Origin of the sequence: Paraburkholderia sp. BL23I1N1, from assembly GCF_003610295.1 — a bacterium.
Classification (GTDB): domain Bacteria; phylum Pseudomonadota; class Gammaproteobacteria; order Burkholderiales; family Burkholderiaceae; genus Paraburkholderia.
On the sequence record NZ_RAPV01000003.1, the window covers coordinates 62,242 to 85,984 of the forward strand.

A 23,743-nucleotide genomic window follows, 5' to 3' on the forward strand; every position below is an offset into this window, starting at 1 on the left:
TTTCGAAATTTCGGCAAAAATTTGATCGGGTGCTCTCTGCCGGGCTTGTGGCTCGGGTTCAAGCGGCGCGTCCAGTTGACAGGTGAGCTTCTTGGGCCACACCTCAATTGAGACAAGTCACTTATGTTGCGAACCAGCGACGATATCTGCAGATGTTCGCGCGGTCAAGCAAATATTGCCATAGCGCCCGGCTCCTGAATTCCGTTACGCGTCAAAAACGGTTAAAAACCGCCGAAATCTTGTTAAAGAGATGCAAGGTAGGGCCGGTTTCGCCCCAGCGGGGGCGAAAGTTTGTTAGCATCCGCGAGTTTTACGACATTTTTCGACCGATTACGCGCACGCACGCTGCGCCGACCCCCAAACGGATGGCATCAGACAAGGAACTCGCCGATTTTCTGGCGGGCGTCGAAAGGCGCGCATTCAAGCAGACGGTCTACGCCGTGCGGGACGACGACGCCTCGCTCGATATCGTGCAGGACGCGATGATCAAGCTCGCCGAAAAATACGGCGACCGTCCACCCGCCGAACTTCCGCTCCTGTTTCAGCGTATTCTCCAGAATGCGATGCACGACTATTTCCGTCGTGCCAAAGTGCGCAATACTTGGGTCAGTTTGTTTTCCTCGCTCGGCAACGCCGACGACGACGAATTCGACCCCCTCGAAACATTCGAGGCGCAGCAAGGTTCAGCGGGCTCAGAAAGCAACGAACAGAAACTCGAACGCGAACAAGTCTTACAGTTGATCGACGACGAGATCCAAAAGTTACCGGCACGTCAACGGGAGGCGTTTCTCATGCGTTATTGGGAAGATATGGATGTCGCCGAGACTGCCGCCGCGATGGGCTGCTCCGAGGGTAGCGTGAAAACGCACTGCTCGCGGGCCACCCACACGCTGGCGCAAGCGCTCAAGGCTAAAGGAATCACGCTATGAGCTCCCTAGAAACCAAAGAACTCGAGTTCGCCCGCCAGGTGCGCCGCGCGCTCGACGAAAACGCCGCCAGTATTCCGCCCGCCACCGTCGACCGGCTCGCCGTGGCGCGCCGCGCCGCACTTGCTCGCAAGAAGCCCGAAACTGTGAGCGCGCCGGTGTTCGTGCCCGCCTTCGCCGGTGCCGGCATGCCCGCCGGTATGCCGCAAGTCGAACTGCCGCAGCGCCGCCGTTCGCCGCTGCGCCGCTTTGCGCTCGCCTGGCCGCTCGTCGCGCTGGTCGTCAGCCTCGTGGGTATCGCCTACTGGGAAGACCAGCAACGCACGGCCGAACTCGCCGATATCGATGCAGCCATGCTAAGCGACGACCTGCCGCTCAATGCGTATCTCGACCACGGTTTCAACGCGTACTTATCACGCGCCCATTGAGCGGGAGATTCCTCGGGTGAGTTACAAGCGCGGCTTGGCCGTTGTTTTCGGATGCGCGATCGCGGCCCTGGTGTCGTTTGCCGCGACGTATCCGCGCTTTTATCCGAGCCCGTCGACCGCCAGCGCGCCTGCCGCGGGCGGCAACGCGACCGCCAAGGCGCCCGCGCCCACGCTCGCCGTCGATCTGCCGGGCCTGTCCGACAGCAATAGCCCGATGGCATGGTCCCGCCTGAGCCCGGCCGAGCACATTGCGCTCGCGCCGTTCGCCAGCCTTTGGGATTCCTTCAGCGACGAACGCAAGCGAAAATGGATCAAGATCGCGTCGCGTTACCCGAAGTTGTCGCCTGATGCGCAAAAACGCCTGCATGACCGAATGACTGAATGGGTGCGTATGACCCCCGACCAGCGCCGCGTTGCGCGCGAAAACTACCAGGTGTCGAAGGAGTTGCCGCGCGAAACCCGTCAAAACGCGTGGAAGGCTTATCAGCAATTGCCGGAGGAGCAGAAGGAACGGCTCGCCGCAAGCGAGCGTAAGCGGCGGCCGAGCGTGGTGAGCGCGCCGCCGTCCGGCAAGACTGAGATCAAGGGCATCGACCGCCTGGTCAATGCCCGGGAGCACGGCGCGAGCGGTGCCGCAGCGGCGAGTGCCGCGGCAGCGGCGTCCTTGCCGAGCCCGGCCGTCGCGCCGGCCATTCCGGCTGCGGGCAGTTTCGTGCCGGCCACGCCGGTGCCGGTTTCGCCGTCCGAGGCGCCGTCGATCTTTAACGGTTCCTGAGCGCCGCCCGACCGTGTCCCAGCCGCTCGCCACCTCGACACTGCCCGCCGATTCATCGGACACCGCACCCACCGTCCGCCGGCGCCTCGCCGCGCTGCTCTACGAGGCCGTGATCCTGTTCGGCGTCGTGTTCATTGCGGGCTATCTGTTCAGCACGTTGACGCAGCAACGCAACGGTCTCACCCATCACAACCTGCTCGCAGCGTGGATCGGTTTCGTGGTCGGTCTGTATTTCGTGTGGTTCTGGACCCACAGCGGCCAGACGCTGCCGATGAAAACGTGGCGCCTGCGCGTCGTCGCCGTCAACGGGGCGCCGCTGTCCACGGGACGCGCGATCGCTCGTTACGTCCTGGCCTGGCTGTGGTTTTTGCCGCCGCTCGCGCTGCATCCGTTGCTGGGTCTCGCCGTGCCTCAGACGCTGGTGGTCGCCGCGATCTGGTTCGTGCTGTGGGCCACCACGGGCCGCTTCGATTCGCAGCGTCAATTCCTGCACGACCGTCTCGCCGGTACGCGCGTCATTAGCGTCGAGCGCTGAGCAAACGGGCCGCCCTGCAATTCACGCCGCCGCGCCCGCGCTCCGCGCTCGCTTGACTGCGGTTACCTCTCGGCACCGCCCTTCTTTGCCCCCCCTCCGCCGCGTCTCCGTTCCGACACAGTAATAAGAACTTCTCGTGACTGTCACGGCACGGTCACGCGCGACTGGCGCAATACGGGCACCGCAACTCGACGCGTGAGCCATGGACCCCAAAACGTCCGCGACTTCCCTGTTCCGCCAGACCGGCCCGAGCGTCGACCCTGTCGCGTTCCGCCCGGAACCCAACCCCAGTCACGGCATGCCGTTGCCTGTGCCGTCGCTCCCGCTCGACGCGCAGGCCGCCCATCACGACGACGAGCACGCCGAACCGCACCGCTATCGCACCATCTGGCTATCCGATATCCATCTCGGCTCCAGCGGTTGTCAGGCACCGTATCTGCTCGACTTCCTGCGGCACAACGAGTCGGAATACCTGTATCTCGTGGGCGACATCATCGACGGCTGGCAGTTGAAGAAAGGCTGGTACTGGCCGCAGGCGCACAACGACGTCGTGCAGAAGGTGCTGCGCAAAGCGCGCAAAGGCACCCAGGTGATCTACGTCCCGGGCAATCACGACGAAGCCGCGCGCCAGTTCTGCGACCTCGCATTCGGCGACATCCACGTCCGCGGCGAAGCGTTCCACACGACGCTCGCCGGCAAGCGCCTATGGATCGTGCACGGCGATCTGTTCGACGGCGTGATCCAGCATGCGAAGTGGCTCGCCTATCTCGGCGACACGCTCTACACGATGATCCTGATCCTGAACCGCTGGTTCAACCGGATCCGCAGCCGGCTCGGCTTTCCGTACTGGTCGCTGTCGCAATACCTGAAGCACCAGGTGAAGAACGCGGTGAATTTCATCTCGTCGTTCGAGCGCGTGATGACGGACGAAGCACGCCGCCGCGGTTGCGACGGCGTGGTCTGTGGACACATCCACAAAGCCGAGATCCGCGAGATCGACGGCGTGCTGTATTGCAACGACGGCGATTGGGTCGAAAGCCTGTCGGCACTCGTCGAGACGTATGAAGGCGAACTCAAGGTGATCTACTGGACCGTGATGCGCGCACCGGAAGTCGGCGTGCAAAAGGCCCGGGCGACCGCGTAGTCCCTCTCCACTTCTATTGGGCCGAAACCGATGAAGATCATGATCGTCACCGATGCATGGGAACCGCAGGTCAATGGCGTCGTGCGTACGCTGAAAAACACCACGCGCGAACTCACCGCACTCGGCCACCAGGTCGACCTGCTGACACCGCTCGAATTCAAGACGATCCCGTGCCCGACTTATCCTGAGATTCGCCTGTCGCTGCTGCCGGGCCGCAAGCTGCGTCAGCGCATTGACGATTTCGCGCCCGACGCGCTGCACATCGCCACCGAAGGTCCGCTCGGCATGGCCGCGCGGGCCTATGCGATCAAGCACAAGCTGCCGTTCACGACCGCTTATCACACGCGCTTTCCCGAATACGTGCAGGCGCGTTTCGGCATTCCGCTCGCGCTCACCTACAAGTTTCTGCACTGGTTCCACAAAGCGTCGCTGGCCGTGATGGCGCCCACGCCGGTGGTCAAGGCCGACCTCGAAAAATTCGGCTTCACCAACGTGGTGCTGTGGACCCGCGGCGTCGATCTCGACATCTTTCACCAGATGGACTCGAAGGTCCTCAACACCGCGCGGCCGATCTTTCTGTACGTCGGACGTGTGGCGGTCGAAAAGAACGTCGAGGCGTTTCTCAAGCTCGACCTGCCCGGCTCGAAGTGGGTCGCGGGCGAAGGCCCCGCACTCGCCGAACTGAAGTCGCGCTATCCGCAAGCGAATTACCTGGGTGTGCTGACGCAAGCCGAATTGGCGAAGGTCTATGCCGCCGCCGACGTATTCGTGTTCCCGAGCCGCACCGATACCTTCGGGCTCGTGCTGCTCGAGGCGCTGGCCTGCGGCACGCCGGTCGCGGCGTATCCGGTGACCGGTCCGATCGACGTGCTCGGCGACGGCGGCGCGGGCGCCATGCACGAGGACTTGCGCGAAGCCTGCCTCGAAGCGCTGAAGATCGAACGCAGCCATGCACGCGCGTGGGCTGAACGCTTCTCGTGGGCCGCGGCGTCCGAGCAATTCGCGGCCCATCTGAAGCCGCTGCCGCGCACCTCGTACAGCGAGGAAAGCGCCGCCGCGTGACGCGACGCGCCGAGCCGCTTATGCGAACCCGAAACTCCACCGCGGCACGCGCGTCGAACCGCGCGTTGCGCGCTGTCGATGCCGGCACCGACGCCGCCGGCGTCGAGCCGTTCGACGACGTGAGCGAGCACGGCACGCCGGATCACGTCCATCACGCGAATGGTTTTCACGGCGTGAACGGCGCGAGCCTCGCGAATCCCCCGAGCCCCCCGAGCCCCGAGAGCGAGCCGCACAACGAACCGCTCAGCCCCGACGATCCGCTCGCCCCACTCCCCTTCAATCCGTACAAGGGCAATCGCGGCGTGACCCGCGCGTGGCACGCGATGAAAAATTCGCTTGCCGGGTTCCGTGTGGCGATCCGCGAGGAAAGCGCGTTTCGTCAGGAACTCACGCTCGCCGCGATCCTGATTCCGTGTGGCGTGCTGGTGCCCGTCGATCCCGTGTCGCGCGTCTTGCTGCTCGGCTCGGTACTGCTGGTGCTGATCGTGGAATTGTTGAACTCGAGTCTCGAGGCGGCCATCGACCGGATTTCGCTCGAACGCCATGAGTTGTCGCGCCGTGCCAAAGATCTCGGCAGCGCGGCGGTGATGGTCGCGCTCGGCATGTGTGTGATGACGTGGGGGCTGATCGTCGGGCCACTCGTCGTGCGTTGGATCAAAGCGTTGCTGTGAGCATGCATGACGGCAAAAGCCACTCTGCAGCATCGCCTGGCGCGCCTGATCCAGCGTTCCAGAAAATGAAAACCCTGAGTATCCGTTTGGTATAAGAACGGTCGGTTTATAATCGTTCGATAGTCTCACAGGCCTGTCGCGTAGCGGCAGGTTTGGAGGCGCTCAAAATACCAACCGCGTCCGGGTGGATCACGCTAGAGCGGCAAGCCGCCACGCGCCCAGCCCGGCGTAACCAGGGCCGGACGACATGGAAGCCAAACCTCCCCGCCGCACCCGCGAACGGATTCTCGAGCTGTCGTTGAAACTGTTCAACGAAATCGGCGAGCCGAACGTCACTACGACGACGATCGCCGAGGAAATGGAAATCAGTCCAGGCAACCTGTACTACCACTTCCGCAACAAAGACGACATCATCAACAGCATCTTCAGCCAGTTCGAGCAGGAGATCGAAAAGCGTCTGCGTTTCCCCGACGACCACCGCGCGACCATCGACGAAATGTGGTCGTACCTGCAGTACATGGTCGATTTCATGTGGCGGTATCGCTTTCTGTATCGCGACCTGAACGATCTGCTGGCGCGCAATCGCACGCTGGAGACACATTTCAAGCAGATCATCAGCCACAAGGTGCGCTTTGCGAGTCAGTTCTGCGAGCAGCTCGTGGCGGACGGTGAAATGGTTGCGACGCCCGAGGAACTGCACGTGATCGCCACCAACGTCGGCGTGATCGGCACTTACTGGCTGTCGTACCAGTTCGTGATGAACCCGCGCAAATACAACGAGCAGGAAACGATTCGCGTGGAGCTGCATCAGGTGAGCGTACAGATCGTGTCGCTGATGGCGCCTTATCTGCGCGGCCGCTCGCGGCAGATTTTCGACGACCTCGTCTCGGGCAAGCTGCCCAGGCGCGAGTTCTACGACTACCTGCCGCCGAAGGAAGGCGCCGCGCCCCGTAACGAACCGAAGGACGTTTGAGCATGAAGTCGGTGTGTGTGTATTGCGGCTCCTCCGACGGAGCCAAACCGTTGTACGCCGAAGCCGCGCGCGCCTTCGGCCGTGCGTTGGTGCAGGCCGATCTCGCACTGGTCTATGGCGGCGGCAAGGTCGGCCTGATGGGCGTGATCGCCGACACGGTGATGGCCGAAGGCGGTCGCGCAATCGGCGTGATTCCCGAATTGCTGGTCAACAAGGAAGTCGGCCATAACGGCTTGACCGAGTTGCATGTGGTGCCCGACATGCATCATCGCAAGAAGATGATGGCCGACCTGTCCGACGCGTTCGTCGCGATGCCGGGCGGTGCGGGCACGCTCGAAGAGCTGTTCGAGGTCTATACGTGGGCGCAACTCGGCTACCACCAGAAGCCGGTGGCACTGCTGAATATCGACGGCTTCTACGATCCGCTGATCGCGCTGCTCAAGCACACGGTGGAAGAGGGCTTCATGCGGCAGACCTATTTCGACATCCTGCAAAGGGATGCCGATCCCGTCGCGCTGATCGACAAGCTGCAACACTATCGGCCGCCCGTCAGCGACAAATGGGCCGTCAAGCGCGACGCCGTTTGAGCGACGCCTGCAGTTGTGCCTGTTCTGCCCTCTGAACGAACACCGGCCGCACACTCCCGCGGCCCAGCCCGAACAATGAGGTTGCGATGACGAAAGCCGTTCTGATCACCGGTGGCAGCCGCGGCATTGGCCGCGCAACCGCGCGTTTGCTGGGCGCGCGCGGCTGGTCGGTCGGCGTGAACTACGTGCGAAATCTCGCGGCCGCGCAGGAAACCGTTGCTGAAGTGGAACGCGCCGGCGGGCACGCGTTGCCGATTCCCGGCGACGTCGCCAGCGAAGCCGATGTGATCGCGATGTTCGACGCGCTCCAGCAGAAGTTCGGCCGAGTCGATGCACTCGTGAACAACGCGGGAATCGTCGCGCCGTCGAGCCAGCTCGCGGATATGGACCTCGCGCGTCTGAAGCGCATGTTCGACGTGAACGTGCTCGGCGCCTACCTGTGCGCACGCGAAGCCGCGCGCCGGATGTCGACCACCCGCGGCGGCGCGGGCGGCGTGATCGTGAATATCTCGTCGGCGGCTTCGCGTTTGGGTTCCCCGAGCGAATACGTCGATTACGCCGGCTCGAAAGGCGCCGTCGACACCATGACGCTCGGCCTCGCGAAAGAACTCGGCCCGCAGGGTGTGCGCGTGAACGCGGTGCGGCCCGGCCTGATCGACACCGAAATCCACGCCAGCGGCGGCAAGCCCGAGCGCGCCGCCCGGCTCGGCGCGACCACGCCGCTGGGCCGCCCCGGCAGCGCCGATGAAGTCGCCGAGTCGATCGTCTGGTTATTGAGCGACGCGGCCTCGTACGTCACGGGCGCCCTGCTCGACGTGACCGGCGGACGCTGAGCGGCCCCTCTTCTTTCTGCTTGCGCGGCCAGCGGTTCCCGCGCCCGCCTGTTCCTTTCTGACTCCCGACGCCCCATTCCCGTCGATTTGATGAGGAATCGGTGCAATCCGTTCGGCCGATCGGAATATTCCGCGCTTTTTCTGTAATCTACCGTAACAATCCGGGACTACAATCGCAGCGTTCGCACGCAACCGCACGCGGCGCACAGCAAGAACATAAGCCCGCGGCCCACGTCGTCGCGCAGGCTGACCAGAGATTCTCATGCACGAAAAACTATCCGCGCCCTGGCGTACGGGGAACGTCGCGGTTGCGACGCCAGCGCCGGCCGGCCCGGCCGATGGTGCTCCCAAACCGCGCGCCGGCCCGGCACGCGTTGCCGAATCCCGCGCGGCCCTGCCGGAGGGCCACACTACCGCAGCCGAAGCCGCGGCGCCCGCAAGGCCTGCTGCCCCCGTCGGCCCTTCCGCCCCCACCGCTCCGGCGCCCGCTTCGCGTGGCGCCCGGCGCTTGCGCGCGCTCACGGCTTCCCGGCCGCTCATGTGGCTGGTCGCGCTGGCCATCGTGTGCGCGTGGCTCCTGCCCGGCACCTTGGGCCACGACCCATGGAAGCAGGACGAGACCTACACGTTCGGCATCATCCAGCACATGCTCGATACCGGCGACCTGGTCGTACCGACCAACGCCGGCCAGCCCTTTGTGGAAAAGCCACCGATCTACGATTGGGTCGCCGCCGGGCTCGCCTGGATGTTCGGCCGTTATCTGCCGTTGCATGACGCGGCACGCCTCGCGAGTGCGCTCTTCGCCGGCCTGACTGTCTACTACACGGCGCGCGTCACCCGCCGCGCGGTGGCCGCGTCGCGCTGGCTCGACATCCGCGTGATCGGCACGTTGGCGTTGTTCGCGAGCACGCTCGTCGTCATCAAGCACGTGCACGACATGATGACCGACGTCGCGCTCATGGCCGGTGCCGCGCTCGGTTTCTGCGGCCTGTTCGAACTGGTGCTGGTGCATCTGCGCGACGAAGCACGGCTGCTGCCGGTCGACACACGCCGCCGGCGCCACGCGATCCTCAGCGGCGCGGCGATGTTCGGCGCCGGCGTCGGCGCGTCGTTGCTGGCCAAGGGCCTGTTCGTGCCGCTCGTATTCGGCGTGACGACCGTCGCGGTGCTAGTGCTGTATCCCGCCTGCCGCACTCGCCGCTTCGCAGGCGCACTCGGTATTGCCGCACTGGTCTCTTCGCCCTTCGTTCTGATCTGGCCGATCTGTTTCTATCTGCGCTCCGAAGCACTCTTCAAAGTCTGGCTGTGGGACAACAATATCGGCCGCTTCCTCGGCTTTTCGGTGGCGCAACTCGGCTCCGAAAACGAAAGCCGTCTGTTCGTGCTGCGCACTGTGCTTAGCGTCGGCTTTCCGGTGGTGCCGCTTGCGCTGGCCGCGCTTGCCGGCGGCAAGTGGCGCCGCTGGCGCGATCCGCGTGTGGCGCTCCCGGTAATTTTCGCAGGCACCGGTTTCGCCGTCCTGCAAACGTCGGCAACGGTTCGCGAACTGTACATTCTGCCGTTCATCGCCCCGCTCGCCTTGGTGGCGATGCAAGGCATCGAAAAGCTGCCGCGGCGTCTGCACGCAAGCTGGGACATGGCGAGCCGCGTGCTGTTCGGCAGCACGGCCGCGCTCGCGTGGATCATCTGGTCGATCATGAGCGATCCGGCCAACACGCATGCGTCGCTGCACCGGCTCGGCCGCTGGTTGCCGCTTGACTGGGTGTTGCCGGTCAAGCCCGGGCTGATCGCGGCCGCGCTGCTAATGACGCTCGGCTGGCTGTGGCTGCTGCCGGTCTTCAAGTACGCAGGCAAATGGCGCGGCGCGCTGAGCTGGTGCGCCGGCGCGATTCTCGCGTGGGGACTGGTCAGCACGCTGCTGCTGCCGTGGCTCGACTATGCGAAAAGTTACCGCTCCGTGTTCGAAAATCTCGGCACCAGCATGAATATCGAATGGAACGACGGCGATTGCATGGCCAGCACGGGGCTCGGCGAATCCGAGGCGCCGATGCTGTACTACTACGCCGGCATCGAGCATCAACCAACCGCGAACGCCGCAACGACCGAGTGCACCTGGCTGATCGAACAGACCCGCCGCGACAATGCACAGGCGCCTGCGGGCGATTGGCGTCTGTTCTGGTCGGGCGCGCGCCCGGGCGACAACGACGAGCTGTTGCGGGTGTTCGTGCGGACACCGTCGACGCCCGCGCGCGGCGAGTAGCACGCCGCGACGGATGGCGCCTGATCTGTGCTTGCGCGTCGCCCCTTGCGCCTAGAACGACGAGCCAGGCTCCTTCAGAAAAGCCGCTTCTTCATCCGTCGACTGACGCCCGAGTAGCGCATTACGATGTGGAAAGCGTCCGAAACGCTCGATGATTCTTGCGTGCCTGACCGCGGAGCCGTAGTAGGACGCACCGCCTGGCTCGGCCTTCAGCTGTTTGAACAGGCGCAACGATTCGTGCTGGCTGGCGAGCGTTTCGTCGTGTTCGAACGGCAGATACGCGAACGCGCGATGATGCACGGTCGGCAATAAGAGCTCGGCGCCGCTTGCGATCATCCGTTGCGCGATGCGTAGCGCCTGATGGTCGGCCGCGAAAGCACGCGGTGTATTGCGGTAGCAATTGCGGGAAAACTGATCCAGCACGATGACCAGCGCCAACGCACCGAGCGGTGATTCCGTCCAGCTGTCGAGTAGCCCTTCACGCGCCGCGTCGATCAGTGCTCCGAAGCGTTCCAGCAGCATCGCATCGAAGGCCTGATTGCGGGAGAACCAGAGCTTGCGGGCCTGACCGAAGGTGGGGGTATCCGGAGCGCCGAACCAGCAGTTGAGGACTGCGCGCGCCTCTGCCGCTTCCGGGCCCGCCGCCCCATCAACCATTGCGGTTGCGCATCCAGTCCGCTGTCTCGAAGAACGACGCCAGCAAACGCTCCCTCAACGGCTCGGAAAGCCCGACGTCGTCCATCGCCCATGCCATGCAGCGAAGCCACTGATCCCGCTCGCCGGACGCAATCGGAAACGGCATGTGCCTCGCCCGTAGCCTCGGATGGCCGAACCGGCTGATGTAATGATCGGGGCCCCCCATCCACCCGCACAGGAACCAGAAAAACTTGTCGCGCGAGCCATCGAGCGATTCCGGATGCAACGCCCGAATCCCGGCGAATTCCGGTTCGAGATCCATCAGGTCATAAAACCGGTCGACCAGTTCGCGCACGCGCGTTTCACCGCCCACCAGTTCGAAGGCCGTCGGCTGCGCCGCGGACACTTCGTCGTTAAGATTGCTCATACCCAATCACAGAAAACCAAAGTAGAAAAATCACGCGTCCCGCAGCGATTGCAACGCGGGACGCGCCAGCACATGCCGCAAGCTGAGCCAGCCGCCCACACCCGCGCAGGCAATCCCGGCCGCGATACCCGCGGGCAACAGCCACGGATCGAAGCTCAGATAAAACTCGAACACGTGTGTTGCCAGCACCCAGCCAATCACTTGTGCGCCAATCGCTGCCATCAAACCCGCCAGCGCGCCCACCGCCACAAACTCGGCGACCTGCACCGCCCGTACCTGACGATGCGAAGCACCCAGCGCGCGCAGCAGCGCGGATTCTCGCATACGCTCATCACGCGTGCCGGCCAGCGCCGCGTAGAGCACCAGCACGCCGGCTGCGAGCGTGAACGCGAACAGGAACTGCACCGCGCCGATCACCTGCTGCAAAACGCGTTGCACCTGCGCCAGAATCGGACCGGTGTCGATTGCCGTGAGGTTCGGATGGGCGGCGATCAGCCCGTCGATGGTCGACTGTTTTTCCGGCGGCAGATGGAAACTGGTAATGAACGTCGCCGGGAAATCCTGCAAGGCGGTCGGCGGCATCAGCACGAAAAAGTTGACCTTGAACGAGCCCCAGTCGAGCTTGCGGACACTCGTTACCGGCGCGTCGACCTGCAGGCCCGTCACGTCGAAGCGCAGCGTGTCGCCAGGCTTCACGTTGATCAGCTTCGCCAGTCCCTGCTCGATCGAAATCTGCGGCGTCTTCGTGTCGCCATACCATGTGCCGGCGGAGAGACGGTTGTCGTCGGGCAGCTCGGTTGTGTACGACAGATTGAATTCGCGATCGACGAGACGCTTCGCATCCTCGCCCTTGAACGAGTCCGGATTGACCGGCTTGCCGTTGATCGCGATCAGCCGGCCGCGCACCATTGGCGCGAGCACCGTGCCGGGCACGCCGTGCGTGCTCAGATATTGCGTGACTGCTTCGCGCTGGTCGGGCTGGATGTCGATGATGAATTCGTTCGGCGCGTCGGGCGGCGTCGATTTGCGCCAGCCGGCCACGAGGTCGTCACGCGTCATCGCGATCAGCAACAGGCACATCAGACCGATGCCGAGCGCGGTGATCTGCAACGCGCTCGCGCCGCTACGCCGCTCCAGCGACGCCAACGCGTAACGCCAGCCGATCCCCGCATTCACGCGCTCGCTGCGCACGGCGCGCGACGCGCCCCACAACGCCAGCCGCGCGATGCACGCGAACACCAGCATTCCGCCGGCAAAGCCGCCCGCGACGATGCCGCCGAGCTTCAACTCGCCCGCCGCGACGATCAGGAGCGCGGCGAACAGCGCGATGCCGAGCGCATAGGCGGCCCACGCAGTGCGTCCCGCTTCGCCCCATTCGCGACGCAGCACGCGCACCGGCGGCACGCGCGTCAATGGCAACAGCGGCGGCAACGCGAAGCCGAGCAACAGCACGAGACCGGCCGCGATGCCTTCGAGCGCCGGCCAGACGGTTGGGTACGGCAAGGCGACATCGATCAGACTGCCGAGCCAGGTCAGCAACGCAAGATGCCCGAGGTATCCGAGGGCCACGCCGAGCGCGCCGCCGATCAAACCCAGGCCGATGAATTCAAGCGTGAACAGCGCGCGCAGCGTGGCCTGGCTGACACCAAGGCAGCGCATCGCCGCGCAGCCGTCCAGATGCCGGCGCATATACCGATGCGCGGCCATTGCGATTGCCACCGCCGCGAGCAACGCGGTGAGCAGCGAGACGAGCGTGAGAAAGTGACTCGCGCGGTCGAGCGTCTGACGCACCTGCGGCTGACCGTCTTGCAACGACTCGAGCGCGACGCCGCGCATCTTGCCACCGTCCACCTTGTCGTGCGCGAATTGCGCGAAGCGCGCCACCGATTCATCCGGGCCCGCCACCAGCAACCGATAAGTCACGCGGCTGCCGAAGGTGATGAGGCCGGTCGACTGGACATCGTCGGCACGCAACATCAGGCGCGGCGAAAAATTGACGAACGAAAAACCACGATCGAGTTCGCGGGTAATGACCGCGCCGATCGTGAAGTTGCGCGCCCCGACCTTCACGGCGTCGCCGACATGCAGCTTCAATGCGTCGAGCAGCGCCTGATCGACCCACACCGTACCCCGCGCCGGAATCGAATCGGCAGGATGATCGGCCGCACCTGGCGCCGAAGCGATCCGCAACGCGCCACGCAACGGATAACCCGGCGACACCGCCTTGATGGCGGCCAGCCGCGAGACCGGCTGGGCACCGGTCGAATTGATCATGCTGGGGAAGATCGCCGTGCTGGCGGTATTCAAACCGAGTGCGCCGGCTTGCTGCGCGAACTGCGGATCGACCGGATGATCGGCACGCACGATGAAATCAGCGGCGATCATGCGCCGCGCATCACGCTCGAGCCCCTGATGCAAACGGTCAGCCAGAAAGCCGACACTCGACAACGCCGCGACGGCCAGCACCAGCGCCAGCAGCAGCATCGTCAGTTCGCCCGCGCGCCAGTCGCGCGCCGTCATACGAATGGACTGGCGCAGTACATCCGCGCCACCCAGCCGGCGCGTTGGCTGTGAAGCCGCCCGCGCCGTCACACCTCTTACCGTATCGCTCAATCGTGCCGACTCCTGGCAAACCGCGACACCATGTGCGTCGCCATCCCGCGAAAACCGCCCTGCACCCCGCGCCACAGCCGCGGCAACGCCCAGCCGGCCAGCACCATGAAACCCACCATCAATACCAGGAACACTAGCGGCACGAACAGCGCGAGCAGCATGCCGCCGAACACGAGACCGTCTTCAGCGGTCGAGGTCACGACATTCGACACCGGTTCCGGCGACAGATTGATCAACGCGCGCGTGCCCGCTTTCGCCAGATGCGCGGTGCCCGCCAGCGTGCCGCCCGCGAGTGCCGCGACTGTCAGCAGCGCGGGATCGGCATGGCCGAGCGCGCCGGCCGCCAATACTGCGCCGGCGGGAATGCGGATAAAGGTATGAACCGCGTCCCATAGGGAATCGAACGCGGGGATTTTGTCGGCGAGAAATTCAGTGACCGTCAGCACGCCGGCGACGCCGATAACCCACGGCGAGGACAGCGCGGACAGCGTATCGGGGAGATGAATGAAGCCAAGGCGTGCGAACACGCCGGCCAGCAGGACTGTCAGATAGAGGCGCAGACCGCTGCCCCAGGAGAGGCCCGCAGCGAGCGAAAGTGATTCAAGCATGGCCGCCTCCAGGCGCGCTGTGCGTGCCGGGCGCTTCGACGGGCAAAGGAAAGGGAGCCACCGCACCGAAGTCGTCAGACCCGCGCCAAGCCGGCCGCGCCAAATGGGCCGCGGACAATTTCAGGTTGGATTCAGTCTCATTATAGCCACGTTAATTCGCAGAACGCAGAGCGGCGAATAAATGGCGGGCGCTAATGGCGGATGGTCGGCGGATAGATAACGCCCGGTTCAAGCGCACGCGGACACGATAATCCACGTGAGCAACGAGGGCTCAATGCCCCGACGACAGCTTCAACCCGATCAATCCGATCACAATCAGCGCCGCGCTCGCCACCCGCGCGACCGTCAGGGCCTCGCCCATCATGACGATGCCGAAGATGAACGCGCCGACCGCGCCGATCCCCGTCCACACGGCGTAGGCTGTGCCGAGCGGCAACTGGCGCATCGCCATCGCGAGCAGGATAAAGCTGCCGAGCGCTGTCACCAGTGTGAATACGGACGGCCAGAGCCGGGTGAAACCTTCGGAGGTTTTGAGACCGGCCGCCCACGCGACTTCAAGCAAACCGGCAATCAACAGAAGAATCCAGGGCATGAGACAGCTCCATGGTCAGATGGGGCCGTCCCCGTTTGTAGCAGTGCGCAAGGTCGTCCTTACGAACTGTAATTATATCAAAATAGCGCGCCGCCTTGCTGCGGCGAGCAGCCGCAAGGGCGCGGCGGACGCCTCGGGCAAACTCAAACCGCGCCCACCAGCCGGTATCCCACGCCCGTTTCCGTCACGATATGCTCCGGCTGCGCCGGGTCGCGCTCGAGTTTCCCACGCAGATGCGCCATATAGATACGCAGATAGTGATGGCTCTCCACATGCGACGGCCCCCACACGTCGCGCAGCAATTGCCGGTGCGTCAACACGCGGCCCGCGTGGCGCACGAGGGTCGCGAGCAGGCGATATTCGATCGGCGTGAGATGGACGGCGGCGCCGTCGCGGCTCACCTGACGCAAGGCCAGATCGACCGTCACCGCGCCGAAGCGCACCAGCGGCGATTCATTCGCGCCGCCCTGATTGCGGCGCCGCATATGTGCGCGGATTCGCGCCAGCAGTTCGGAGACGCCGAACGGCTTGGTGAGGTAATCGTCCGCGCCGGCATCGAGCGCGGCAACTTTCTCGGTTTCCTGGGTGCGCGCCGACAGCACGATGACCGGCAACTCACTCCAGCCACGCAGTTCGCGAATCACGTCGAGGCCGTCGGTATCAGGCAGGCCGAGATCGACGATCACGAGATCGGGTTTGCGCGTCGCGGCTTCGACGAGACCTTGCTTGCCGGTCTCGGCGTCGTGCACGACGATGCCCTCGCCTTCCAGCGCGGTTCGCACGAAGCGGCGAATCTGCTTTTCGTCTTCGATCAGGACGACGGTGATGCTCGGGTCACTCATGGGTCGGTTTGGAAAGCGGGTTAGGAGTTGAGTCGAGGTCGGGCAAAGCGTCCGCGCCTTCGTCTTCCAGTGCATCCGGGGCTTCGGGCGGCGTTTCCACCGGCAGCGTGAACCAGAAACGCGCGCCTTCGACGCGGCCGTCCGCGGACAGGCGATTGAGCGCGCCGATTGTACCGCCGTGCGCTTCCACGATCGCGCGGCAGATCGCGAGGCCGAGGCCGATGCCCGGCTTGGCCGACTCCTTCTCGCCGCGCGTGAATTTCTCGAACACCCGCGCTTCCATGCCGGCCGGCAGACCCGGGCCGTTGTCGTCAATCGCCACGCGCACGAACGACTTGCCATCCGCATCAAGACGTTGCGCGCCGATCGTCAACGGCGTATCCGGCGGTGTGTACTTGGCCGCGTTTTCAAACAGATTCGAGAAGAGCCGCTCCATCAGCACGGCGTCGAGGTGCAGCAGCGGCAAATCCGCGGGCAGCTTCACCTGCACCGGATGATTCGCCAGCACGCGTTTGCATGCCCGCAGTGCGGCGCCCACCGTTTCTTCGAGAAGTGTCCACTGCTGGTTCAGTTGCAGGCTTCCTGCCTGCAAGCGCGCCATGTCGAGCAGATTGGTGACGATGCCCGTCATGCGCAGCGCTTCTTCGTGGATCGCTTCGACCAGATCGTCGCCGGGTTGCGCACCGGGATGCGCCTCGCGCGATTGCGCGAGCATCGACGAGAAGCCGACGATCGTGGTCAACGGCGTACGCAGGTCGTGCGAGATCGCCGACAGCAGCGAATTGCGCAATCGCTCCGACTCCATGTTGACGAGCGCATCGCGCGCGATGTCGACGTAATGCACGCGCTCCAGCGCCAGTGCGATTTGCGCGGCGAAAGCGTCGAGCATGCGTTGTTGCTCGGGCACGTCCAGTTCGCGCTCGTCGCGCATCACGACCGCCAGCACGCCGCGTGTTCGCATCGGCGCCTTGAGCGGCAGGTACAGCGCAGCAGCGGCCGGCAGCGTATCGGTGCCGTGCCCGGCCGGCTTCTGCTGATCGTAGACCCATTGACCGACGTCGATATCGAGCATCTCGCCTTCGAGCGTGATCGTCGCGTCGGGGTCTTCGATCTTCTGCTTCACCTGATCGACGCTGTCCGGCAACAGAATCGCGACGCGCGCGCCGAACACTTCGCTCACATGCCGGCTGCCGATGCCGACGATCTGCTCGGTGGTAAGCGCCGCCGCCAGTTCACGTGCCATCGCGTACATCGCGCCGGTGCGTTGCTCGCGGCGCCGCGCGACACTCGCCTCGCGGCGCAGGCTAGAGGTGAGATGGCTGATGACGAGCGAGGTCAGCAGCATGCCGAAGAAGGTCAGCAGGTACTGCGTATCAGACACCGACAACGACATGCGCGGCGGTACAAAAAAGAAATCGAACGCGGCCACGCTCAGGAACGACAGCACGACACCCGGCCCACGCCCCAGTTTCACGGCCGTGAAGATCACGCCGAGCAGGTACAGCATGACGAGGTTGGTCAGATCGATATGATCGATCAGCTGGCTCGATAGCAGCGTAATAGCCGCGCAAATCGCCAGTGCGAAACCGTACGCACGCGGCGGCGAGCGGCGTTCGCGCGCCGCGCTCAGCGCCTCGCGCCACGCGTTGGCGGTGGTATTCAGCAAGCGGCGCTGCTCGCCGCCGTCGCGTTCCGACGACGCGCGAATCAGTGTGAGATCGAGATCGCCAGCGCGTTCGGCGATGCGCTCGCCGAGCGGCCGGCGCAGCCGGCGCTTGAAACCGGTGCGCGCCGAAGCGCCGGCCACCAGCTTGGAAACGTTGCGAGCCTGCGCATAGCCGATCAGCGCAGCGACCGCATTGGTGCCCGCAAGCGTCGCGGTTTCGGCGCCGAGTTCCGCGGCGAGCTTCAAGGCGTTCAGCGTGCGTTCGCGGCGTGCGTCGGGCAAGCGCTGCAACTCAGGCGTTTCGACGTAGACGGCGATCCAGTCCGCCTTCAGGCTGGCGGCGAGGCGTGCCGCCGCGCGCACCAGCATCGGCGCTTCCGGGCCAGGACCTACGCACACGAGCAAGCGCTCACGCGCCTGCCAGATTCGCTGGATCGAACGATCGGCGCGATATTCCCGCATCTGCGCATCGACACGGTCCGCGGTACGGCGCAACGCCAGCTCGCGCAACGCGATCAGATTGCCCTTGCGAAAGAAGTTGCGCACCGCGCGCTCGGCCTGCTGCGGCAAATACACCTTGCCATCACGCATCCGGTCGAGCAGTTCTTCAGCGGGCAGGTCGACCAGCGTGACTTCGTCGGCGCGATCGAACACGCGGTCGGGCACCGTCTCCCAAACACGAATGCCGGTGATCTGGCCGACCACGTCGTTCAGGCTTTCGAGGTGCTGGACGTTGACCGTGGTGTAGACGTCGATACCCGCGTCGAGCAGTTCGTAGACGTCTTGCCAGCGCTTCAGATGCCGCGCGCCCTGCACGTTCGAATGCGCGAGCTCGTCGACGAGAATCAGTTGCGGCTTGCGGGCGAGCGCGGCGTCGAGATCGAACTCGCCGAGCTTGCGGCCGCGATACTCGATAACCGCGAGCGGCAGCACGTCGAGGCCTTCGAGCAGCGCGGCGGTTTCACTGCGGCCATGCGTTTCGGCGATGCCGACCACTACGTCCGCGCCTTCATCGGCACGGCGCCGCGCGGCCTGCAACATCGCGTAGGTCTTGCCGACGCCCGCCGACGCACCAAAGAAAATCTTCAGCCTGCCCCGCTGACGCTTTTCTTCGTCGCGTTGCAGCTTGTCGAGCAGTTCGTCAGGATCGGGGCGGTTCATGCTCAATGGTTTTCATAGTAAGGCGAGCGATAGTGCATGCATGGTGGCACGGCAGCGGTCAGCCCGCAAATAGCGAAGGCGGCACCGCATGGACGCCGCCTCCGCGAACCACAGTCATCAATGGCACTTAGCGGCGTTCAACCGCGCTTCATCTCATCCAGCGCCAGATTCAGTTGCAGCACATTCACGCGCCGCTCGCCGAGAATGCCGAACTGGCGGCCGCTCGTATAACGATCGACCAGCGCCTGCACATCGTTCGTGGCGAGCTTACGCGCCTTAGCGACGCGTTCGATTTGATAAGCAGCCGCCGCCGGGCTGATCTCGGGATCGAGACCGCTGCCCGAGGACGTCACCAGATCGACCGGCACCGGCTGGGACATATCCGTGCCTGCGGCCTTCAACGCGTCGATGCGGCCTTTGATTTCGTCGGTCAGCGCCGGGTTGGTCGGGCCGAGGTTCGAACCGCCCGAGTTGGTCGCGTTATACGGCATCGGGCTGGTGGCCGACAGACGGCCCCAGAAGTACTGCGGCGCATCGAACTGCTGGCCGATCAGCTTCGAGCCGACCACCTTGCCGTCCTGCTCGAGCATGCTGCCGTTGGCCTGGTGGTTGAAGACCGCCTGACCGACCGCGGTCATCACAGCGGGATAAGCCAGTCCAGTGACGGCGGTCAATACCGCGAAGATCACAATCAGCGGACGGAACAGATTTTTCATGATGGGTAACTCCTCTTAAGCTGCCGCTTCTCAAACCCAGCCGAACGCGGCCAGCACCATATCGATCAGCTTGATGCCGATGAACGGCACGATGATCCCGCCCAGACCGTAGACCAGCAGATTGCGGCGCAGCAGGATCGCCGCGCCCAGCGCCCGGTACTTCACGCCCTTGAGCGCCAGCGGAATCAGCAGCACGATGATCAGCGCGTTGAAAATCACGGCCGACATGATGGCGGAAGCCGGCGTGGCCAGATGCATCACGTTCAGCGCGTTCAGGGCCGGATACGTTGTCGCGAACGCGGCCGGAATGATCGCGAAGTACTTGGCGACGTCGTTCGCAATCGAGAACGTGGTGAGCGAGCCGCGCGTCATCAGCATCTGCTTGCCGATCTCGACGATCTCGATCAGCTTGGTCGGATTCGAATCGAGGTCGACCATGTTGCCGGCTTCTTTCGCCGCCTGCGTGCCGGTGTTCATCGCCACCGCGACGTCGGCCTGTGCGAGCGCCGGGGCGTCGTTGGTACCGTCGCCGGTCATTGCAACCAGGCGCCCTTCGGCCTGGTGCGCGCGGATCGTGGCGAGCTTCGCTTCCGGCGTGGCTTCGGCGAGGAAATCGTCGACGCCGGCTTCCGCTGCAATCGCGGCGGCTGTCAGCCGGTTGTCGCCGGTCACCATGATGGTCTTGATGCCCATCTTGCGCAGTTCGGCGAAGCGTTCCTTGATACCGCCCTTCACCACGTCCTTCAACTCGATCACGCCGAGCACGCGTGCGCCCTGCTCGCCTTTCTCGGCGACCACCAGCGGCGTGCTGCCGCGACGGGCAACTTCGGCGACTGCGGTGCTGACTTCGTTCGGGAAACGGCCGCCATTCGCTTCGACGTAGTTCTTCACTGCGTCGGCCGCGCCCTTGCGGATTTCACGACCAGGCAGATCGACACCGCTCATCCGCGTTTGCGCCGTGAAGGCGAGGAATTCCGCCTTCAGCGAAGCCATGTCGCGTTGACGGATATTGAAGCGCTGCTTGGCCAGCACGACAATGCTGCGACCTTCCGGCGTTTCGTCGGCGAGCGACGAAAGCTGGGCGGCATCGGCCAGCGCTTCTTCGGTCAAGCCCGGCGCCGGCACGAACTGCGATGCCTGGCGGTTACCGAGCGTGATCGTGCCGGTCTTGTCGAGCAACAGCACGTCGACGTCACCCGCAGCTTCCACGGCACGGCCCGAGGTGGCGATCACGTTCGCCTGCATCATGCGGCTCATCCCAGCCACACCGATCGCCGACAACAGCCCGCCGATGGTGGTCGGAATCAGACACACCAGCAGCGCGACCAGCGCCGTAATCGTGACCACGTGACCCGCTTTTGCGGCTTCGACCGAAAACATCGAGAACGGCAGCAGCGTGGCGGTAGCCAGCAACATCACGATAGTCAGCGCGACCAGCAGAATCGTCAGCGCGATTTCGTTCGGCGTCTTCTGACGCTTGGCGCCTTCGACCATCGCGATCATGCGGTCGAGGAAGGCTTCGCCCGGATTGGCCGTGACGCGCACGACGATCCAGTCCGACAGCACGCGCGTGCCGCCCGTCACCGACGAAAAGTCACCGCCCGACTCGCGGATCACCGGTGCGGATTCGCCGGTAATCGCCGATTCGTCGACCGACGCGACACCGTCGATCACTTCGCCGTCGGCCGGAATCACGTCGCCGGTTTCGACCAGCACGACATCGCCTTTACGCAGATCGGACGCCGTCAGAATGCGGATCGGCGACTTCGGATGCGGCTCGTTGAGCTTCTTGGCCATCACGTCTTTCTTCGCACTGCGCAGCGACGCTGCCTGGGCCTTGGAACGGCCTTCGGCGAGCGCTTCCGCGAAGTTCGCGAACAGCACCGTGAACCACAGCCACAACGTGACCGCGAGAATGAAGCCCGCGGGCGCTTCGGCCTGACCGCCGAGCGCGGCGATCCACAGAATGGTCGTCAGAATACTGCCGACGTACACGCAGAACATCACCGGGTTACGGAACTGCGTGCGTGGCGTAAGCTTTTTAAAGGAGTCCACGATCGCCGGGCGCAGCAGCGCCGGATCGAACATGGACCTGGTTGCATTATGTTCAGTCATTGAATCCTCGAATTTCCCGTTTGCGCGTGTTCGCTCGTTGGTCGCTCGTGTCTTTTCAATGGGCACGCCTCAGTGGGCGCCCATCATCATCAGATGTTCGACACCAGGCCCGAGCGCGAGCGCGGGCACATAAGTCAGCGCACCGACCAGCAGCACCGTGCCGAGCAGCAGCACGACGAACAGCGGGCCATGAGTCGGCAGCGTGCCGCCGGTCACGCCAATGCGTTTTTTCGCGGCGAGCGAACCGGCAATCGCCAGCACCGGAATGATCGTGCCGAAGCGGCCGAACCACATCGCGATGGCGGTGAGCCAGTTGTAGAACGGTGTACCGACCGTCAGGCCAGCGAAGGCGCTACCGTTGTTATTGGCGGCCGAGCTGAACGCGTAGAGAATTTCAGAGAAGCCGTGCGCGCCCGGGTTGGCGATCCCTGCCTTGCCGGCATCGGTCAGCACCGCGATCGACGTGCCCACCAGCACCAGCAGCGGCGTGAGCAGCACCACGATCGACACCATCTTCATCTCGTACGCTTCAATCTTCTTGCCGACGTATTCAGGCGTGCGGCCGATCATCAGGCCTGCCACGAACACCGCCAGCAGGGCGAACACGAGCATGCCGTACATACCGGAACCCACGCCGCCGAAGATCACTTCGCCGAGTTGCATCAGCAGCATCGGATAGAGGCCGCCGATCGGCGTCAGCGAGTCATGCGTATTCGCTACCGCGCCACACGAAGCCGCCGTGGTCGCCACCGTGAAGATGCCCGACTGCGCGATACCGAAGCGCGTTTCCTTGCCTTCCGCATTACCGCCCGACTGCAACGCATTCGCCGATTGATCGACGTGCAACGCGGCGATCGCCGGATTTCCGCCCTGCTCCGCGCTGATCTCGCCGAACACGCACACAGAGAACGCAATCGTCATCGCGGCGAGGACAGCAACGCCCTGCTTGCGGTCGCCGATCATGCGGCCGAAAACAAGCGCCAAGGCTGCAGGAATGATCAGGATCGAGAAGATCTGCAGGAAGTTCGAGAACGGTGTCGGGTTTTCATACGGATGCGCCGAGTTGCCGTTAAAGAAGCCGCCACCGTTGGTGCCGAGCATCTTGATCGCTTCCTGCGAGGCGACCGGGCCCATCGCGATGGTCTGTGTCTTCACCGGCGTATCGACGGTGACGGCATTGCCCTTCGCATCTTTCACGGGGTTGCCTTGCGCGTCGAGCTTCGGTGCGGCATAGGTCGTGCTTTGCAGCGTCGGCACGTCCTGATAGGCCTTGAAGTTCTGGATCACGCCCTGGCTCATCAGGATCGCGGCGATGATCGCGGCCATCGGCAGCAATACGTAAAGCGTCACACGCGTGAGATCGACCCAGAAATTGCCGATGGTTTGCGCGGTATGACGCGCGAAGCCGCGAATCAGCGCGATCACCACCACGATGCCGGTGGCGGCCGAGAAGAAGTTCTGGACGGTGAACCCAAGCATCTGCGTCAGATAGCCAACGGTCTGCTCAGGCGTGTAATCCTGCCAGTTCGTATTGGTCACGAAACTGACCGCGATATTGAACGCGCCATCGACTGTCATCGGGCCGAACTGCTGCGGATTGCCCGGCAGCCAGCCTTGCACGCGCAACAACACGTAAAGGAATACCGCGCCGAGCGCGTTGAACGCGATCGTGGCGATGGCGTAGTGCTTCCAGCCCATTTCCGTCGACGGATCGACACCCGCGATGCGATACAGCAGACGCTCGATCGGACCGCCGAAACGGACCACGCGCGAACTGCCGTCCATCACGTTGCTTAGATAGCGGGACATCGGCACCGCGGCTGCCAGCAGCACGACGATGAAAAGGCCCGCTTGCAGGACATTGTTCGAGTTCATTCAATGTCCTCCGCGCGCAACAGCGCATAGACCAGGTAGACAAACAGCAGCGCGGTGGCGGCGCCCGACAACCAGAGAATCCAGTTCATGAGCGCGCTCCCTGGCCACGACGGAACTGCATCAGCTTTTCGCAGCCGCCAATCAATGCAAAGGTCAGCGCGAAAAACAGCACCAGCCCCCCGACATACAGCACATCCATTTTTGTTCTCCATACACGGACTTTGGATAGGTGGAACGTTATGCCGAAGCGCGTAAAGGGCTGGTCAAAGATTCGAGACGGGGTGTAAAAATCGCGTAA

At 64.1% G+C, this 23,743-nt stretch carries 23 protein-coding genes; 11 read left to right on the forward strand and 12 right to left on the reverse strand.

Annotation, left to right across the window (positions count from 1 at the left end):
• Window positions 1-365: 365 nt before the first annotated feature.
• The 11 genes from B0G76_RS39455 (at window position 366) to B0G76_RS39505 (ending at window position 10,194) form a co-directional block, all read left to right on the forward strand.
• Window positions 366-929, forward strand: a complete 564-nt coding sequence (locus B0G76_RS39455; protein ID WP_063495282.1) for an RNA polymerase sigma factor — start codon at window positions 366-368, stop codon at window positions 927-929.
• The gene (locus tag B0G76_RS39460) at window positions 926-1,354 is read left to right on the forward strand and encodes a DUF3619 family protein (RefSeq protein WP_120298156.1); all 429 of its coding nucleotides are present in this window, start codon (window positions 926-928) and stop codon (window positions 1,352-1,354) included. The genes B0G76_RS39455 and B0G76_RS39460 overlap by 4 nt, the downstream gene beginning before the upstream one ends.
• Window positions 1,355-1,370: 16 nt before the next feature.
• Entirely contained in the window at window positions 1,371-2,129 is a 759-nt protein-coding gene (locus B0G76_RS39465) for a DUF3106 domain-containing protein (RefSeq protein WP_120298157.1), read from the forward strand.
• Between the two features lie 13 nt (window positions 2,130-2,142).
• Window positions 2,143-2,664 (forward strand): RDD family protein, encoded by a 522-nt coding sequence (locus tag B0G76_RS39470; RefSeq protein WP_120298158.1) that lies wholly within the window; start codon window positions 2,143-2,145, stop codon window positions 2,662-2,664.
• A 202-nt stretch (window positions 2,665-2,866) separates the two neighbouring features.
• Window positions 2,867-3,808, forward strand: coding sequence for a UDP-2,3-diacylglucosamine diphosphatase (locus B0G76_RS39475; RefSeq protein WP_120298159.1), 942 nt, complete (start codon window positions 2,867-2,869; stop codon window positions 3,806-3,808).
• 30 nt (window positions 3,809-3,838) lie between these two features.
• Window positions 3,839-4,870 (forward strand): glycosyltransferase family 1 protein, encoded by a 1,032-nt coding sequence (locus tag B0G76_RS39480; protein WP_120298160.1) that lies wholly within the window; start codon window positions 3,839-3,841, stop codon window positions 4,868-4,870.
• Window positions 4,871-4,890: 20 nt separating this feature from the next.
• Window positions 4,891-5,541 carry a diacylglycerol kinase gene (locus B0G76_RS39485; RefSeq protein ID WP_120298161.1) on the forward strand — a complete coding sequence of 217 codons (651 nt, stop codon included), beginning with the start codon at window positions 4,891-4,893 and terminating at the stop codon, window positions 5,539-5,541.
• Window positions 5,542-5,788: 247 nt separating this feature from the next.
• Window positions 5,789-6,514: a TetR/AcrR family transcriptional regulator gene (locus tag B0G76_RS39490; RefSeq protein ID WP_120298162.1), complete on the forward strand. Its 726-nt coding sequence runs from the start codon at window positions 5,789-5,791 to the stop codon at window positions 6,512-6,514.
• Between the two features lie 2 nt (window positions 6,515-6,516).
• On the forward strand, window positions 6,517-7,101 hold the full coding sequence (locus tag B0G76_RS39495; protein WP_120298163.1) for a TIGR00730 family Rossman fold protein: 585 nt from the start codon (window positions 6,517-6,519) through the stop codon (window positions 7,099-7,101).
• Between the two features lie 86 nt (window positions 7,102-7,187).
• Window positions 7,188-7,934, forward strand: a complete 747-nt coding sequence (locus B0G76_RS39500) for an SDR family oxidoreductase (RefSeq protein WP_120298164.1) — start codon at window positions 7,188-7,190, stop codon at window positions 7,932-7,934.
• Window positions 7,935-8,196: 262 nt separating this feature from the next.
• Window positions 8,197-10,194, forward strand: a complete 1,998-nt coding sequence (locus tag B0G76_RS39505) for a glycosyltransferase family 39 protein (protein WP_120298165.1) — start codon at window positions 8,197-8,199, stop codon at window positions 10,192-10,194.
• Window positions 10,195-10,245: 51 nt separating this feature from the next.
• Here the strand turns inward: B0G76_RS39505 and B0G76_RS39510 are convergent, their stop codons facing one another.
• The 12 genes from B0G76_RS39510 to B0G76_RS39565 all read right to left on the reverse strand — a co-directional run bounded on the left by B0G76_RS39510 (window position 10,246) and on the right by B0G76_RS39565 (window position 23,644).
• Window positions 10,246-10,851: a DUF924 family protein gene (locus B0G76_RS39510; RefSeq protein ID WP_120298166.1), complete on the reverse strand. Its 606-nt coding sequence runs from the start codon at window positions 10,849-10,851 to the stop codon at window positions 10,246-10,248.
• The gene (locus B0G76_RS39515; protein ID WP_120298167.1) at window positions 10,844-11,257 is read right to left on the reverse strand and encodes a group II truncated hemoglobin; all 414 of its coding nucleotides are present in this window, start codon (window positions 11,255-11,257) and stop codon (window positions 10,844-10,846) included. Before B0G76_RS39515 ends, B0G76_RS39510 begins: the two co-directional genes overlap by 8 nt.
• 30 nt (window positions 11,258-11,287) lie before the next feature.
• Complete coding sequence (locus B0G76_RS39520) at window positions 11,288-13,870, reverse strand: ABC transporter permease (RefSeq protein WP_409076781.1); 2,583 nt, start codon at window positions 13,868-13,870, stop codon at window positions 11,288-11,290.
• Window positions 13,867-14,478, reverse strand: coding sequence for a DUF4126 domain-containing protein (locus B0G76_RS39525; RefSeq protein ID WP_120298422.1), 612 nt, complete (start codon window positions 14,476-14,478; stop codon window positions 13,867-13,869). The genes B0G76_RS39520 and B0G76_RS39525 overlap by 4 nt, the downstream gene beginning before the upstream one ends.
• A gap of 271 nt (window positions 14,479-14,749) precedes the next feature.
• Entirely contained in the window at window positions 14,750-15,070 is a 321-nt protein-coding gene (gene sugE / locus B0G76_RS39530) for a quaternary ammonium compound efflux SMR transporter SugE (protein ID WP_120298169.1), read from the reverse strand.
• 143 nt (window positions 15,071-15,213) lie between these two features.
• Window positions 15,214-15,912: a two-component system response regulator KdpE gene (gene kdpE, locus B0G76_RS39535; protein ID WP_120298170.1), complete on the reverse strand. Its 699-nt coding sequence runs from the start codon at window positions 15,910-15,912 to the stop codon at window positions 15,214-15,216.
• On the reverse strand, window positions 15,905-18,739 hold the full coding sequence (locus tag B0G76_RS39540) for a DUF4118 domain-containing protein (RefSeq protein ID WP_120298171.1): 2,835 nt from the start codon (window positions 18,737-18,739) through the stop codon (window positions 15,905-15,907). The genes kdpE and B0G76_RS39540 overlap by 8 nt, the downstream gene beginning before the upstream one ends.
• Window positions 18,740-18,876: 137 nt before the next feature.
• Window positions 18,877-19,455 carry a potassium-transporting ATPase subunit KdpC gene (gene kdpC / locus B0G76_RS39545; protein ID WP_120298172.1) on the reverse strand — a complete coding sequence of 193 codons (579 nt, stop codon included), beginning with the start codon at window positions 19,453-19,455 and terminating at the stop codon, window positions 18,877-18,879.
• 30 nt (window positions 19,456-19,485) lie between these two features.
• A complete protein-coding gene (gene kdpB / locus B0G76_RS39550; RefSeq protein ID WP_097391850.1) occupies window positions 19,486-21,570 on the reverse strand; it encodes a potassium-transporting ATPase subunit KdpB in 2,085 nt (694 codons plus the stop codon).
• A gap of 69 nt (window positions 21,571-21,639) precedes the next feature.
• Window positions 21,640-23,445, reverse strand: a complete 1,806-nt coding sequence (gene kdpA, locus B0G76_RS39555; RefSeq protein WP_120298173.1) for a potassium-transporting ATPase subunit KdpA — start codon at window positions 23,443-23,445, stop codon at window positions 21,640-21,642.
• Complete coding sequence (kdpF, locus tag B0G76_RS39560) at window positions 23,442-23,534, reverse strand: K(+)-transporting ATPase subunit F (protein WP_011487462.1); 93 nt, start codon at window positions 23,532-23,534, stop codon at window positions 23,442-23,444. The genes kdpA and kdpF overlap by 4 nt, the downstream gene beginning before the upstream one ends.
• On the reverse strand, window positions 23,531-23,644 hold the full coding sequence (locus B0G76_RS39565; protein ID WP_120298174.1) for a potassium ABC transporter ATPase: 114 nt from the start codon (window positions 23,642-23,644) through the stop codon (window positions 23,531-23,533). Before B0G76_RS39565 ends, kdpF begins: the two co-directional genes overlap by 4 nt.
• Between the last annotated feature and the right edge of the window lie 99 nt (window positions 23,645-23,743).

What these genes read in the sequence shown, in the direction of transcription:
- B0G76_RS39455 (WP_063495282.1), top strand. Translation starts at nt 366, where the DNA reads ATGGCATCAGACAAGGAACTCGCCGATTTTCTGGCGGGCGTCGAAAGG.
- B0G76_RS39460 (WP_120298156.1), top strand. Translation starts at nt 926, where the DNA reads ATGAGCTCCCTAGAAACCAAAGAACTCGAGTTCGCCCGCCAGGTGCGC.
- B0G76_RS39475 (WP_120298159.1), top strand. Translation starts at nt 2,867, where the DNA reads ATGGACCCCAAAACGTCCGCGACTTCCCTGTTCCGCCAGACCGGCCCG.
- B0G76_RS39480 (WP_120298160.1), top strand. Translation starts at nt 3,839, where the DNA reads ATGAAGATCATGATCGTCACCGATGCATGGGAACCGCAGGTCAATGGC.
- B0G76_RS39485 (WP_120298161.1), top strand. Translation starts at nt 4,891, where the DNA reads ATGCGAACCCGAAACTCCACCGCGGCACGCGCGTCGAACCGCGCGTTG.
- B0G76_RS39490 (WP_120298162.1), top strand. Translation starts at nt 5,789, where the DNA reads ATGGAAGCCAAACCTCCCCGCCGCACCCGCGAACGGATTCTCGAGCTG.
- B0G76_RS39495 (WP_120298163.1), top strand. Translation starts at nt 6,517, where the DNA reads ATGAAGTCGGTGTGTGTGTATTGCGGCTCCTCCGACGGAGCCAAACCG.
- B0G76_RS39500 (WP_120298164.1), top strand. Translation starts at nt 7,188, where the DNA reads ATGACGAAAGCCGTTCTGATCACCGGTGGCAGCCGCGGCATTGGCCGC.
- B0G76_RS39505 (WP_120298165.1), top strand. Translation starts at nt 8,197, where the DNA reads ATGCACGAAAAACTATCCGCGCCCTGGCGTACGGGGAACGTCGCGGTT.
- B0G76_RS39510 (WP_120298166.1), bottom strand. Translation starts at nt 10,851, where the DNA reads ATGGTTGATGGGGCGGCGGGCCCGGAAGCGGCAGAGGCGCGCGCAGTC.
- B0G76_RS39515 (WP_120298167.1), bottom strand. Translation starts at nt 11,257, where the DNA reads ATGAGCAATCTTAACGACGAAGTGTCCGCGGCGCAGCCGACGGCCTTC.
- B0G76_RS39525 (WP_120298422.1), bottom strand. Translation starts at nt 14,478, where the DNA reads ATGCTTGAATCACTTTCGCTCGCTGCGGGCCTCTCCTGGGGCAGCGGT.
- sugE (WP_120298169.1), bottom strand. Translation starts at nt 15,070, where the DNA reads ATGCCCTGGATTCTTCTGTTGATTGCCGGTTTGCTTGAAGTCGCGTGG.
- kdpE (WP_120298170.1), bottom strand. Translation starts at nt 15,912, where the DNA reads ATGAGTGACCCGAGCATCACCGTCGTCCTGATCGAAGACGAAAAGCAG.
- B0G76_RS39540 (WP_120298171.1), bottom strand. Translation starts at nt 18,739, where the DNA reads ATGAACCGCCCCGATCCTGACGAACTGCTCGACAAGCTGCAACGCGAC.
- kdpC (WP_120298172.1), bottom strand. Translation starts at nt 19,455, where the DNA reads ATGAAAAATCTGTTCCGTCCGCTGATTGTGATCTTCGCGGTATTGACC.
- kdpB (WP_097391850.1), bottom strand. Translation starts at nt 21,570, where the DNA reads ATGACTGAACATAATGCAACCAGGTCCATGTTCGATCCGGCGCTGCTG.
- kdpA (WP_120298173.1), bottom strand. Translation starts at nt 23,445, where the DNA reads ATGAACTCGAACAATGTCCTGCAAGCGGGCCTTTTCATCGTCGTGCTG.
- kdpF (WP_011487462.1), bottom strand. Translation starts at nt 23,534, where the DNA reads ATGAACTGGATTCTCTGGTTGTCGGGCGCCGCCACCGCGCTGCTGTTT.
- B0G76_RS39565 (WP_120298174.1), bottom strand. Translation starts at nt 23,644, where the DNA reads ATGGATGTGCTGTATGTCGGGGGGCTGGTGCTGTTTTTCGCGCTGACC.